The sequence below is a fragment of the Kitasatospora sp. NBC_01560 genome (assembly GCF_045208415.1).
Lineage (GTDB): Bacteria > Actinomycetota > Actinomycetes > Streptomycetales > Streptomycetaceae > Kitasatospora.
Genome location: NZ_CP109364.1, coordinates 8,910,746 through 8,923,042, shown reverse-complemented (window position 1 = coordinate 8,923,042; position 12,297 = coordinate 8,910,746). Strand labels below are relative to the sequence as shown.

General features: G+C 72.7%; 13 protein-coding genes. 4 read left to right on the top strand and 9 right to left on the bottom strand.

The genetic code is table 11. The features are described from left to right. Nucleotides 1–9: 9 nt before the first annotated feature. From OH807_RS38085 to OH807_RS38065, 5 genes are all read right to left on the bottom strand, one after another. Nucleotides 10–246 (bottom strand): hypothetical protein, encoded by a 237-nt coding sequence (locus OH807_RS38085; RefSeq protein ID WP_406209033.1) that lies wholly within the window; start codon nucleotides 244–246, stop codon nucleotides 10–12. A 296-nt stretch (nucleotides 247–542) separates the two neighbouring features. Then, nucleotides 543–1,817 carry a sugar ABC transporter permease gene (locus tag OH807_RS38080; RefSeq protein WP_406209030.1) on the bottom strand — a complete coding sequence of 425 codons (1,275 nt, stop codon included), beginning with the start codon at nucleotides 1,815–1,817 and terminating at the stop codon, nucleotides 543–545. Continuing rightward, complete coding sequence (locus OH807_RS38075; RefSeq protein ID WP_406209028.1) at nucleotides 1,814–2,602, bottom strand: ATP-binding cassette domain-containing protein; 789 nt, start codon at nucleotides 2,600–2,602, stop codon at nucleotides 1,814–1,816. Before OH807_RS38075 ends, OH807_RS38080 begins: the two co-directional genes overlap by 4 nt. A gap of 109 nt (nucleotides 2,603–2,711) precedes the next feature. Further along, nucleotides 2,712–3,806 carry a sugar ABC transporter substrate-binding protein gene (locus OH807_RS38070; RefSeq protein WP_406209025.1) on the bottom strand — a complete coding sequence of 365 codons (1,095 nt, stop codon included), beginning with the start codon at nucleotides 3,804–3,806 and terminating at the stop codon, nucleotides 2,712–2,714. A 488-nt stretch (nucleotides 3,807–4,294) separates the two neighbouring features. Further along, nucleotides 4,295–5,362, bottom strand: coding sequence for an AraC family transcriptional regulator (locus OH807_RS38065; RefSeq protein ID WP_406209022.1), 1,068 nt, complete (start codon nucleotides 5,360–5,362; stop codon nucleotides 4,295–4,297). Between the two features lie 158 nt (nucleotides 5,363–5,520). Between OH807_RS38065 and OH807_RS38060 the strand changes: the two genes are divergently transcribed. Beyond that, on the top strand, nucleotides 5,521–6,435 hold the full coding sequence (locus OH807_RS38060) for an MBL fold metallo-hydrolase (RefSeq protein ID WP_406209020.1): 915 nt from the start codon (nucleotides 5,521–5,523) through the stop codon (nucleotides 6,433–6,435). 82 nt (nucleotides 6,436–6,517) lie between these two features. Here the strand turns inward: OH807_RS38060 and OH807_RS38055 are convergent, their stop codons facing one another. Next, nucleotides 6,518–7,300, bottom strand: a complete 783-nt coding sequence (locus OH807_RS38055; RefSeq protein WP_406209017.1) for an NAD(P)-dependent oxidoreductase — start codon at nucleotides 7,298–7,300, stop codon at nucleotides 6,518–6,520. A gap of 70 nt (nucleotides 7,301–7,370) precedes the next feature. On the opposite strand from OH807_RS38055, the gene OH807_RS38050 reads away from it, so the two are divergent. Beyond that, nucleotides 7,371–8,330, top strand: coding sequence for a LysR family transcriptional regulator (locus tag OH807_RS38050; protein WP_406209014.1), 960 nt, complete (start codon nucleotides 7,371–7,373; stop codon nucleotides 8,328–8,330). A gap of 125 nt (nucleotides 8,331–8,455) precedes the next feature. Here the strand turns inward: OH807_RS38050 and OH807_RS38045 are convergent, their stop codons facing one another. Then, nucleotides 8,456–8,824 carry an STAS domain-containing protein gene (locus OH807_RS38045; RefSeq protein WP_406209011.1) on the bottom strand — a complete coding sequence of 123 codons (369 nt, stop codon included), beginning with the start codon at nucleotides 8,822–8,824 and terminating at the stop codon, nucleotides 8,456–8,458. Nucleotides 8,825–9,100: 276 nt separating this feature from the next. On the opposite strand from OH807_RS38045, the gene OH807_RS38040 reads away from it, so the two are divergent. Then, the gene (locus tag OH807_RS38040; protein WP_406209008.1) at nucleotides 9,101–9,322 is read left to right on the top strand and encodes a hypothetical protein; all 222 of its coding nucleotides are present in this window, start codon (nucleotides 9,101–9,103) and stop codon (nucleotides 9,320–9,322) included. Nucleotides 9,323–9,439: 117 nt separating this feature from the next. Here the strand turns inward: OH807_RS38040 and OH807_RS38035 are convergent, their stop codons facing one another. Beyond that, nucleotides 9,440–9,820, bottom strand: a complete 381-nt coding sequence (locus tag OH807_RS38035; RefSeq protein ID WP_406209005.1) for a hypothetical protein — start codon at nucleotides 9,818–9,820, stop codon at nucleotides 9,440–9,442. 373 nt (nucleotides 9,821–10,193) lie between these two features. On the opposite strand from OH807_RS38035, the gene OH807_RS38030 reads away from it, so the two are divergent. Further along, on the top strand, nucleotides 10,194–11,846 hold the full coding sequence (locus tag OH807_RS38030; RefSeq protein ID WP_406209002.1) for a cytochrome bc complex cytochrome b subunit: 1,653 nt from the start codon (nucleotides 10,194–10,196) through the stop codon (nucleotides 11,844–11,846). Between the two features lie 98 nt (nucleotides 11,847–11,944). Here OH807_RS38030 and OH807_RS38025 read toward each other — a convergent pair whose 3' ends face one another. Further along, nucleotides 11,945–12,274: a cytochrome C oxidase subunit I gene (locus tag OH807_RS38025; RefSeq protein ID WP_406208999.1), complete on the bottom strand. Its 330-nt coding sequence runs from the start codon at nucleotides 12,272–12,274 to the stop codon at nucleotides 11,945–11,947. Nucleotides 12,275–12,297 lie beyond the last annotated feature (23 nt).

Genomic DNA, 12,297 nt, shown 5'->3' with positions numbered 1-12,297 from the left:
GGCAGCCGGTCAGGCCTCCTGGGTGTCGAGCCAGTGCAGCAGGACGGCGCGTTCCATCTCGTTGCCGGCCTTGGCGGCCGGGTCCAGCGCCCACCGCCGGATCCGTGCCACGGTCTGCGGGTCGAGGTCGAGGTAGAGCCGCCAGTGGGCGCGCGGGTGGCAGTCCGGGTCCTGCGGCTCGTCGCACTCGTGGCAGTGGGTGAAGAAGGCGTCGACCAAACGGTGCGCGATCGTCTCGGCAGACATGGACGGCGTACTTCCTCACTGGCTCGGGTTGGCGCCGCCGGCCTCCTCGGACCGGCGGGCCCGCTCTCCAGGGTGCGCGGCCGGGCCGTCCGCCCGGGAGGGACGAACGTCCCGCGCCGGGTGCCCGGTGCCCGTTCGTGACCGGGAACACACCGGCGCGGACGGGCACACCGGCCCCCGCCCCCGCACCCACATCGGCCCCCGCCCCCGCCCCCGGCGAGCGCTCCGGCCCCGGACAGCACAAGGCCCGGTACCCGTGGGGGTGGGTACCGGGCCGGTCGCGGAAGCGGTGCGGGTCAGCCGCGACCCGAGGACTTCTGGGTGCGGCGCGAGACCGAGTCGAGCACGACGGCGGCGAGCAGCACCGCGCCGGTGATCATGTACTGGATGGCCTGCGCCGCGTGGACCATGTCCAGGCCCGTGGTGATCGACTGGATCACCAGGATGCCGAGAAGGGCGGACCAGGTCTTGCCGCGCCCGCCGAAGAGGCTGGTGCCGCCGATGACCGCGGCCGCGATGGCACTCATCAGGACGTTGCCACCGCCCAGCGCCTTGTCCGCCGACCCCTGCTGCGAGGCGATGAACAGGCCGCCCAGGCCGGCCAGGCCGGCCGAGATCATGAAGACCGTGATGCGCACCCGGGCGACGTTGATGCCGGACCGGCGGGCGGCCTCGATGCCACCGCCGACCGCGAAGATCTGCCGGCCGTAGGAGGTGCGGCGCAGGACGAAGTCGGTCAGCACGACGACGCCGAGCAGGATCACCAGGGGCAGCGGCAGGCCGCGGTCCTGGTTGAGGGTGTAGGCGCCGACCAGGGCGAGCACCGACATGGCACCGGTGCGCAGGGCGATCTCGCCGGTGGTCCGGGCCGGCAGGCCGGCGGCCGCGCGGCGGCGGGCGTCGAGCAGCTGGCCGGCCAGGAAGACGGCGATGGCGAGCACGGCGAGCAGCCAGGCGTACAGGATGTCGCCGTCACCGATGAAGTAGGTGTCGAGGTTGGCGACGACGCCGTCGTTGATGTTGTTGATGGTGCCGAGCTTGCCGAGCACGTAGTCCTGCAGGCCGCTCCAGGCGAGCATGCCGGCGAGGGTGACGACGAAGGCGGGCACGCCGATCTTGGCGAAGAAGAAGCCGTGCAGGGCTCCGATGGCCACGGCCGCGCCGATCGCGAGCAGGATGGCCAGGCCCTCGTTCAGCCCCTGCCGGACGGCCAGCACGGAGGTGATCGCGGCGCAGACGCCGGCGACGGAGCCGAGCGAGAGGTCGATCTCGCCGAGCAGCAGGACGAAGACCACACCGACCGCGATCAGGCCGGGACCCGCGATCCACTTGGTGATGTTGGTCAGGTTGTCGGCCTGGAGGAAGTGGCCGGTGACGCTCTGGAAGATGACCGCGATCAGGATCAGGCCGATGACGACCGGCAGCGAGCCGAGGTCACCGCTCTTGATCTTGCGGCTGAACTCCTCCAGGTAGCCGGCGACGCCGCCCTGGCGGACCAGCAGCCGGGGGTCGGTCGCCGGCGTGGCGGGGGTTTCCGCGGCCTGGGTGGGGGTGGACTGGCTGGTACTCACTTCGCTTCCTCCGCGATGCGTGCCTGGCGCCGGGTGACGGCGTTGTCGGTGGCGCCGGTGATGGCGGAGATGATCTCCTCGTGCGAGGTGCCGGCGACCGGGAAGACCCCGTTGTTGCGGCCCAGGCGCAGGACGGCGACGGTGTCGGCGACCGCCTTGACGTCCGCCATGTTGTGGCTGATCAGGATCACTCCGAGGCCGCGTTCACGGAGCCGCTCGACCAGGTCGAGCACCTGCGCGGTCTGCTCGACGCCGAGTGCGGCGGTGGGCTCGTCCAGGATCACGATCTTGGGGTCGCCGACCAGGGCGCGGGCGATGGCCACGACCTGGCGCTGGCCGCCGGAGAGTGCGGCGATCGGGATCCGCACGCTGGGGATCCGGATCGAGAGGGTGTCCAGCAGTTCCTTGGCGCGCCGTTCCATGGCGACCTCGTCCAGCGTGCCGAAGCGGCGGAGCTCACGGCCGAGGAAGAGGTTGGCGACGACGTCGAGGTTGTCGCAGAGCGCGAGGTCCTGGTAGACGGTGGCGACGCCGAGCGCCTGGGCGTCCTGCGGGCGGCCGATGCGCACGGCGCGGCCCTCCCAGGAGATCTCGCCCTCGTCGATCGGGTGGACGCCGGCGATCGTCTTGACCAGGGTCGACTTGCCGGCGCCGTTGTCGCCGACGAGCGCGACGACTTCGCCGGCGTGGACGTCGAGGTCGACGTCGGTGAGTGCCTGGACGGCGCCGAAGCGCTTGGAGACCTCGCGCAGCGCCAGTACGGGTGCGCCTGTCACGTGAACCATCTCCTGCGGGGTAGTGCGTGGCGTGGGGTGGGGTCGGGTGTGCGGGCGCGGGGCCGGCGCTCCCCGGGTGGGGCGGGGAGCGCCGTGGCCACCGGGCCCGGCGGGCGCGTTACTTGATGCCGGCTGCGGTGCAGGCCGCGGCGTAGTCGCCGGCGCAGATGTCGGCGGCCTTGTAGAGGCCGTCGGCGATGACGGTGTCGGTGATGTTGGCCTTGGTGACGACCTTCGGGTCCAGCAGCTTGGCCGGGATGCCCTTGTCGGTGTCGCTGTCGATGGTCGACGGCGCGACGGCCTTGATGTCCTTGCCCTGCAGCAGGTCGACGGCCAGCTCGGCGGCGCTGTCGGCGAGCGGCTTGTAGGCCTTGTAGATGGTGTAGGCCTGGTCGCCGGCGACGATGCGCTGCACGGCGTCGAGACCGGCGTCCTGGCCGCCGACCGGGACGTTGATGCCGGACGACTTCAGCTGGGTGATGATCGCGCCGGCCATGCCGTCGTTGGCGGAGTAGACGGCCTGGAAGCCGTCCTTGCCGAACTGGGTGATAGCGGCGCCGATCTTCTGGCCGGCGACGGTGGGCTTCCACTCACCGGACTGCTCGTAGACGACCTTCTTGACCTTGCCGTCGAGCGCCTTGTGCGCGCCGGACTTGAACTTGGCGGCGTTCGGGTCCGCCTCGTCGCCGTTGATCATCACGATGTTGGCGTCGGCCGCCTTGGCGCCGAGCGCCTCGATCAGGGCCTGGCCCTGGAGCTCGCCGACCTTCTCGTTGTCGAACGACACGTAGGAGGAGACCGGGCCGGTGGCCAGCCGGTCGTAGGCGATGACCTTCACACCCTTGTCGGCGGCCTCCTTCACCCAGGACTGGGTGGACTTGGCGTCGAAGGCGTCCAGGATGATCACCTTCACACCCTGGGTGATCAGCGTGTCGAACTGCTGCTTCTGCTTCGCGGCGCTGCCTTCGGCGTTGCTGTACTGCACCTTGCAGTCCGGGCAGAGCGCCGAGACCTTGGCCTCGATGAACGGCCGGTCGAAGGACTCGTAGCGAGTCGAGGAGGCGTTCTCCGGGAGCAGCAGGCCGATGGACTTGGTGTCGCCGGAGCTCGCGCTGTCCTTCTTGTCGCCGCCGGCCTTGCCACAGGCGGCCATGGACAGGGCCATCGAGACCGCGGCGGTGCCGATGACGACGCGACGCATCGTTGCGTTCATGGTGGGGGGTGCCTCCCTGACGGTGCCGCAGCGCTGCGGCGGGGTGGGAGGAGTTAACCCGGCCGTCTCGCATGACGTCAATAAGTAAATCCAAGACGCGGCGAGTCGTCGGCTATTCGTTATCTTCGTGAACGCCTACCCCTCGTTGAAACCTGGAGGAAACTCCGAGAGCCAACCCGACAGGACATGACAGAAGGGACGAATGGTCGCGATTCAACCCCTCCACCTGGTACGGACCTGCCATGGCCGAAGCGTGGCGGTCGACCATCAATCCCACCCGTCATAGTCACATTTTCTTGACAAGAGCAGGGCAAAGAGAGCCTTGTGTTCAAGACTTTGATCAGTGGTGGAACGAACGGCCCGCACCGGAGTTCACTCGTTGCACAGCCGACCCGTGCGCACCACGCGCCACGGGCCACGCTCCATACGCCACGGGCCGGACGGACGGCCCACTCCGGGGCGCCGGCACCTCGTCCGGCGTCTGCACCTCACCCGGCGGGGGAGCCCTCGACCGGCTCGGCGCGCGCCGCGCGGTAGCGGCCCGGGGTGGTGCCGAACAGCCGGCTGAACGCGTGCGACAGCGCGTAGGGCGTGCTGTAACCGACCCGGCGGGCGATCGCCTCCAGCGGGTCGTCGGTCTCCTGGAGCAGGGTCGCGGCGCGGGTCATCCGCCACCAGGTGAGGTAGGCCATCGGCGGCCGGCCGACGAGCGCGGTGAACCGCCGGGCCAGGGTGGCCCGCGAGACGCCGGCCCGGGCGGCCAGCAGGTCCGCGTTCCACGCCCCGGCCGGGTCCTCGTGCACGGCCCGCAGCGCCGCGGCCACCACCGGGTCGTTCAGGGCTGCGGGCCAGCGCCCGCCGCCCGGACCGGGCCCCGGCGCGGCGTCCGGCTCCCGGCTCAGCCAGGCCCGGACGAGGTAGACCAGGAGCAGGTCCACCAGGCTGGGCACGGCCAGCGCCGCACCGGCCCGGTCGGCGGCCAGCTCCCGGCCCAACAGGTCGACCGCCGACCGCAGTTCGGGGTGCTCGCCGACCCGGTTCGGCAGGTGGACGACGTCCGGGAGTTCGCGCATCAGCGGGTGCGTGCGGGTGTGCTCCACCCGGTACTTCCCGCAGAGCAGTTCGGCCACCGGCCCACCCGCAGCCCCGCCGTCCACAGCTGCGCCGCCCGCCCGCGGCCCACCCGCAGCCGCAGCCGCACCGCCGACGGCCGGAGCATCCGCCGCCGTGACGACGGGCCGCGACGCGGTCGGCACCGGCCGCCCCGGGCCGAGCAGGAGGTCGATCGACACCGCCCGCGCCGCCTCGGCCCGCTCCAGCGGCGCGCTCGCGAGCACGTGTCCCGTGCCGTGCGGCAGCAGCACCGCGTCCCCCGCGCCCAGGCTCAGCGGCGGGCCGCCGTCCGGCAGCAGCCAGCAGCCGCCCTCCAGCACGACATGGAAGCCCGCCCCGGCATAGCCGGGGATCCGGGTGCACCAGCTGCCGGCCACCCGCAGCCGGTTGGTGGTCGGCCGCCCGATCCGCACGGCCGCGATCGCGTCGCTCACCACGTCCATCCGGCGAGCATAGCCCGAGCGGCGCAGGAGTGAGCAGTTCACGTATCCGGATGAGCCGAACCGGCATTGAGTCGCTCACTACGGCTTCCTAGGCTGATCGACAGGGGGCGAGAGAGCCCCCGCAGGGGCCGGGAGCGGCCGGATCGGGAGGAAGCACCATGGAGCGGATCGTGCTCGGCGACGCCGAGATCATCAGGGTCGTCGAGTGGCAGGGGCCGTTCGCCCCCGCCGGCGTGCTGGTCCCCGGGGTGGCGGCGGAGCACTGGAAGGAGAACGAGCCCTGGCTCGCCCCCGACCACTGGGACCCGTCGGCCGACACCTGCCGCGCGGCACTGCAGACCTGGGTGGTGCGCCACGGCGGCCGGACGGTCGTGGTCGACACGGGCGTCGGCAGCGGTCGGGAACGCCCCAACACCCCGCAGTTCCACCGGCGGGAGGGCGACCTCCTCGCCCTGCTCGCGGCGGCGGGCGTGGCGCCGGAGGAGGTCGACACCGTCGTCAACACCCATCTGCACGCCGACCACGTCGGCTGGAACACCGTGGACCGGGACGGCGCCTGGGTGCCGGCCTTCCCGAACGCCGCCTATCTGATGCCGGCCGCCGACCACGCGAAGCTCGCCGCGCTCGCCGGAGCGACCGCCCCCACCCCCGCGGGAGACGTGCCGCAGACCCAACTCGACGAGTGGCGGCTGATGTTCGCCGACAGTGTGCTCCCCGTCCAGCAGGCCGGGCAGGCCGTGCTCTGGGAGGACGAGTACCGGATCGACGACGCCCTCACCCTGGAGGCGGCCCCGGGGCACACTCCCGGCTCCTCCGTCCTGCGGCTCGCCTCGCACGGTGAACGTGCCGTTTTCGTCGGCGATCTGATGCACAGTCCGGTCCAACTGTCGTACCCCACCTGCAACAGCTGCTTCTGCGAGGACCCCGTCGAGGCCGCCGCGAGCCGTCTCCGCATTCTCGGACGGGCTTCGGAGAAGCACGAGTTGGTGATCCCGGCGCACTTCGGCGGCGCCGGTGCCGCCGAAGTGCACCGCGCCGGAGCGGGGTTCGCGATCACCCGGTGGGCCGGCTGACCTCACCCGCGCCGACGCCGGACGCCGGAGCCCCGCCGGAGCCCCGCCGGAGCCCCGCCGGGCCCCACGGCTGCGGCTGCGGCTACCGCCTGATCGCGTCCACCAGCCGGGCGAGGTCCTGCTCGGCGAGGTCGGGGTGCGCGAGCAGCAGGTCGCGGACGGCGGTGAGCACGCGGCCGCCGCCGGCCAGGCCGAGGTCCTTCGCCGCCAGCCGGACGGGGAAGTCGGCGTCCTGGCTGCGCGCGCGGTCCACCGCACCGCCGAGCGGCCCGCCGGCCAGGGCGCCGAGGGCGAGCTCCTCCGGCAGGCCGAGGGAGTCCGCGAGTGCCAGGGCCTCGCCGATCAGTGCGACTCCCCCGACGACCGCGCTGATCACGACGAGCTTGAGGGCGGCGCCCGAACCGGGGCCGCCGCACTGCACCACCCGGCCGAAGGTGTCGAGCACGGGCCGGGCCCGGTCGAGGGCCTCGGCGCGCCCGCCGGCCAGCACCGTCAGCCCGCCGGTGGCGGCCGGGCCGACGCTGCCCAGCACCGGCGCGTCCACCAGCTCGACGCCGTCCGGCAGTCGGTCACGCAGGGCCGCGGTGGCGTCGGGGCCGATGGACGACATGTCGATCCAGAGGGTGCCGGGGGCGAGCGCGTCCACAACCTGTCCGGCCACCGCGTCCACGGCCGCCGGGTCGGCCAGCACGGTGACCAGGATGCCGGCCCCCCGGACCGCCTCGGCCGGGGAGGCTGCCACGTCGAGGCCGGTCGCCCGGCCGGGGGTGCGGTTCCACACCGTCAACGGACGCTCGGTGGCGGCGAGTCGACGGGCCATCGGCAGACCCATCCGGCCGAGTCCCAGAAATGCGATCTTCTCCATGCCCCCACGCTAAGGAGCGCCGATCCAGGCGACAAGCGAATGTCTCGCATGATAGCCATGCTGAATGGACATGGCTTGGCTCGAGGTCTTCCGCACCGCCGCCCGACTGGGGTCGTTCACCGCCGCCGGGGAGCGGCTGGGCTTCACCCAGTCGGCGATCTCCCGTCAGATCTCCACCCTGGAGGCCGAGTTCGGCTCCGCGTTGTTCGACCGGATGGCACGCGGCGTCCGGCTGACCGAGCACGGGCGGGCCCTGCTGCCGCACGCCGAGGCGCTGCTCGACCGGCTCGACGGCACCCGGCGGGAGCTGGCGGCGCTGACCGAGCTGAGCCGGGGCCGGCTGCGGGTCGGCGCCTTCGACAGCGCCAACGCCGCCCTGGTTCCCGGTGCGCTGGCGGCCTTCCGCGCGGCGCACCCGCTGGTCGCGATCTCGCTCACCGAGGGCCTCTCGGCGGCGCTGCTCGACCGGCTGAAGGACGAGGAGATCGACCTCGCCGTGATCGCCGGCTACCCCGAACACACCTACGACACCGAGGCCTTCGACCTCCGGCCGCTGGTCGACGACCCGGTTCTGGTGGCGCTCCCGCGGGACCACCCGCTGGCCACCCGCAGCCGGCTGCGCCTGGCCGACCTCGCCGAGGAGGACTGGATCGCGGCCAGCCGGCAGCCCGAATCCACCCTGCTCGCCGCCTGCGTCCGCAGTGGCTTCCGCCCGCGCGTGGAGTACGTGGTGGCCGGGTGGACGGCCAAGCTGGGCCTGGTCGCCGCCGGGCTCGGCGTCACGCTCATCCCGTCCCTCGCGGCCCGCGCCGCGCCGTCCGACGTCGTGCTGGTCACCCTCCACCCCGAGGACACGCCCGTCCGCCTGGTGCGGACGGCGACCCTGCGGGGCCGGTCCGCGCCGCCCGCCGCCGTCGCCTTCCTCGCGCTGCTGCGCACGTCCGCGGGCCTCCCGGCCGGCACCGCGGACGCGACGGAGACGGCCGGTACGACCGGCCCCGCGGAGACGGCGGGCACGGCCGGGCGGTGACACCCCCGCCGCCCGACGAAGCGGTCAGCCCCCGCCCGGACCGGAACGGACCCTACTGAACCGGCCCGAACCGGCCTGAACCGGCACGGACCACCCGCGCACCAACCCGCGACGGGCGTGCGCCGTCACTGCGGCACGTCGTCGCGGATCCGGAACGCGTCGGTGGCGGCGGTGATGTCGAGCATCCGCAGGAGCAACGGGCGGGGCCGGGCGATCTCGACGCGGCTGCCGCCGGCGTCGGCGAGGGCCCGGGCGTGCAGCATCACGTTCAGCCCGGTGGAGTCGCAGAACTCCAGCTCCCCGCAGTCGATCACGACGGTGGTGTCCCTGGTGGCCAGGGCCTCGTCGAGCGCGGCGCGGACGGGGTCGACGGTGTCGAGGTCCAGTTCGCCGCGCAGGGCGACGACGGTGCCGCCGGCCCAGGCACGGCTGGAGACGGTGAGGCCGCCGGGCTCGACCACCCGGGCCCCGTGCTTCGGCGTACGACCCTTCATCGGACCGACTTCCTGCGCCCGCTTCTGCCGTGTCCCTCCACCTTAGGACGGGTCGGGGACGGGTACACCCGGTCGGGTGAAATCCCGGAGCACCGGCTCCACCCGTGGCCGTGCCGGGAGCCGGGGGCGGCCGGCCGGCGGCGGCGCCCGCCCCCGGGCGACGGATTTCACCCGCGCTGCCGAGTACCGGGGCCGACCGGTGGGCGAAGTCGGTGGGATGTGCGTTGGCTTGAGGCAGTACACCCGCTACCCCTGCTGCTCCGGAAAGGACGCACCATGACCGTCACCGCCGACCTCGACAAGATCCTCGACAAGGCCTACGAGAACCTCTCGCTGCAGGAGGTCCTCGGCTCTCCGATCGCCGCGCTCGCGGGGCTCACGGATGCCCACGGCACCGCCCTGGAGGCGCTGAGGATCAAGACCATCGGCGACCTCGGGCGCAACAAGTACATCCGGGCCGCGGTCGCCATGGCCGACCTGCAGGACCGCGCGAACTGATCCGCACCGGCCCCGGTCACCACGGCGGTGACCGGGGCGGTCCGGCCCGCACCACCGGCAGCCCGCACCTCGGCCCCGCCCCTGCTCAGCCCCGCCGCACCTCGGCCCCGCCCCTGCTCAGCCCCACCACTGCTCGGGGACGCCCACCGGCTCCTCCCCCGCCCCGGCCGGTGCCGGGGCCGGCGACACGGCCTCCGCCACCGCGGGCAGCGGCCCGGCGATGACCAGCACCCCGTCCGCCCCGGTCTCGGCGACCCGGTAGCCGGACTCCCGCAGCACCACGGCGACCGCCCCGCTCACCGCCGCCCGGACGCCCTCGCCGGGCGGGCCGCCGTCGTCGTCGCCACCCGGTCCGGCGTGGTCGGCCGGCGTCCAGCCGACCACCACGCCCTGCGGCCGGTGGCCGATCCGCAGGCCCGACGGCCCCCGTCCGATGTCGAACCCGGCGTGGGCCAGGGTCGCGGTCACGTCCTCGAAGAGTTCCCGGTGATCCACCATTGGCGCAGCGTAGGCCCGGGGGCGCGCCCGCCCCGTGCACGGCGCGCGCCGAAACGGTTCGGCGGCCCACCAACAGCACCCGGGCGTACCACGCCGGGCCCACCGGCGGCCGAACGGCGTGAAGAACCCCCGGACGCCCGACACGAGCGGCCGGACGGCCGGATGAACGTGCACAGGCGGCCCGCTGCCGACAGCATGGCAGGGTAAGCGCTCCATCACTTTGAGCAACGGGACCGGCGGATCGGCGGATCCGCGCGCCGGGGATCCCCGGCGGTCCCGTATCGAGAGGTCCCATGATCACATCAATCCGCCGGCCGGCAGCTCCGCAGGCGGGCTACCCGGTCGGTACGCAGCGGACGCCGGGGAGCCCGTCGTGAGTGCCGACCAGCAGTCGCGCCCGGGACCGGTCACCAGCACGCGGGCCGCGCCCGCCAACAAGGCCGAGGCCCTCGCCGACTGGACGGACGGCCGGCTCGGCATCTACACCCTGTCCAGGGCCAACCTGCGCAAGATCTTCCCGGACCACTGGTCCTTCATGCTGGGCGAGATCTGCCTGTACACCTTCGTCATCATCATCATCACCGGCGTCTGGCTGACCCTCTTCTTCATCCCGTCCATGGGCGAGGTGATCTACGAGGGGTCGTACATCCCGCTCCGGGGTGTCCAGATGTCCCAGGCGTACGCCTCGACGATCGACATCAGCTTCGACATCCGCGGCGGCCTGCTGATCCGGCAGATCCACCACTGGGCGGCGATCGTGTTCGTCGCCGCCATGCTGGTGCACATGATGCGCGTCTTCTTCACCGGCGCGTTCCGCAAGCCCCGCGAGATCAACTGGATCTTCGGGGCGCTGCTGCTCTTCCTCGGCATGTTCGACGGGTTCATGGGCTACTCGCTGCCCGACGACCTGCTCTCCGGCACCGGCATCCGGTTCATGGAGGGTGCCGTGCTGGCCGTGCCGCTGGTCGGCACGTACCTGCAGATGTTCATCTTCGGCGGGCAGTTCCCGGGCGTGGTGATCGTGCCGCGACTGTTCACCGTGCACATCCTGCTGATCCCCGGGATCATGCTGGGCCTGCTGGTGGCCCACCTGATCCTGGTCTTCTACCACAAGCACACCCAGTTCGCGGGGCCCGGCCGGACCGAGAAGAACGTCGTCGGCATGCCGCTGATGCCGGTCTACATGGCGAAGGCCGGCGGGTTCTTCTTCCTGGTCTTCGGCGTCATCAGCGCGATGGCGGCGATCGCCACCGTCAACCCGATCTGGGCGTACGGCCCGTACCGGCCGGACCAGGTGTCCACCGACGCCCAGCCGGACTGGTACATGGGCTTCTCCGAGGGCCTGATCCGGATCATGCCGGGCTGGGAGATCGGCCTCTGGGGGCACACCCTCAACCTGGGCGTCTTCATCCCGCTGATGATCTTCCCGATGGTCCTGGTGGCGATCTGGTTCTACCCGTTCATCGAGGCCTGGATCACGGGCGACCGGGGCGAGCACCACATGGCCGACCGCCCGCGCAACGCCCCGGTCCGCACCGCGTACGGCGCGGCCTGGGTCAGCCTCTACCTGCTGCTGCTCGCCGGCGGTGGCAACGACCTGCTCGCCACGCACTTCGGGCTGTCGATCAACGCGATCACCAACGCCGTCCGGATCGGCTTCTTCGTCGTGCCCGTGGTGATCTTCGTGATCACCAAGCGGTGGTGCCTGGGCCTCCAGCGCCGCGACAAGGAGAAGGTGCTGCACGGGCGGGAGACCGGTGTCATCAACCGGCTCCAGCACGGCGAGTTCGTCGAGGTGCACGCTCCGCTGCCGCAGGACCGGCTCTACACGCTCACCTCGCACGAGCAGCCGCAGCCGGTCGTGCTGCCGGCCGAGACGGACGAGAACGGCGTGGCCCGCAAGGCCGGGCTGCTCACCCGCACGCGGGCCAAGCTGTCCCGCGGGTTCTACGGCGAGGGCAGCCAGATCGCCAAGCCCACGACCGAGGAGCACGAGGAGATCACCAGCGGCCACGGCCACCACTGAGCCGCGGACGTTCGTACGGCAGGGGCCCGCCGCACCATCCCGGTGCGGCGGGCCCCTGCCGTGCCTGCGTCCCGTGCCGGTCCCGGGCGGCGGCCGGGTCAGCTGCGCAGGGCCGCCGGCACCACGGCGAGCAGCGCCGCCGCGAGCGTCACCGACAGGCAGACGGCCGCCCAGCGGGCACAGATCCGCCGGCACTCGCTGCGGTAGCGGGCGGCCAGTTGCCGGCACCGCTCGACCGCCCGGTCGACGACGTCCTCGGCGTAGCGCAACCGGTCCGCGGCGTAAGCGCGTTCGAGATCGTCCCGCTCCGCGGGCGAGAGCCAGCGGAACTGCCCGGCGAACGCCCTGGCGTCCCGCTCGGCCGCCGACACCTCGGCCTCCCAGGCGAGGTAGCCCTCCAGTCGGGCGATCTCCGCCCGGGCGTCCACCCGCGTCTCCGCCCGGGCGTCCG

Bases quoted from the DNA above. Each gene is read 5' to 3' on its own strand.
- OH807_RS38085 (WP_406209033.1), bottom strand. From the start codon at position 246: ATGTCTGCCGAGACGATCGCGCACCGTTTGGTCGACGCCTTCTTCACC.
- OH807_RS38075 (WP_406209028.1), bottom strand. From the start codon at position 2,602: ATGGTTCACGTGACAGGCGCACCCGTACTGGCGCTGCGCGAGGTCTCC.
- OH807_RS38070 (WP_406209025.1), bottom strand. From the start codon at position 3,806: ATGAACGCAACGATGCGTCGCGTCGTCATCGGCACCGCCGCGGTCTCG.
- OH807_RS38065 (WP_406209022.1), bottom strand. From the start codon at position 5,362: ATGGACGTGGTGAGCGACGCGATCGCGGCCGTGCGGATCGGGCGGCCG.
- OH807_RS38060 (WP_406209020.1), top strand. From the start codon at position 5,521: ATGGAGCGGATCGTGCTCGGCGACGCCGAGATCATCAGGGTCGTCGAG.
- OH807_RS38055 (WP_406209017.1), bottom strand. From the start codon at position 7,300: ATGGAGAAGATCGCATTTCTGGGACTCGGCCGGATGGGTCTGCCGATG.
- OH807_RS38050 (WP_406209014.1), top strand. From the start codon at position 7,371: ATGGCTTGGCTCGAGGTCTTCCGCACCGCCGCCCGACTGGGGTCGTTC.
- OH807_RS38045 (WP_406209011.1), bottom strand. From the start codon at position 8,824: ATGAAGGGTCGTACGCCGAAGCACGGGGCCCGGGTGGTCGAGCCCGGC.
- OH807_RS38040 (WP_406209008.1), top strand. From the start codon at position 9,101: ATGACCGTCACCGCCGACCTCGACAAGATCCTCGACAAGGCCTACGAG.
- OH807_RS38035 (WP_406209005.1), bottom strand. From the start codon at position 9,820: ATGGTGGATCACCGGGAACTCTTCGAGGACGTGACCGCGACCCTGGCC.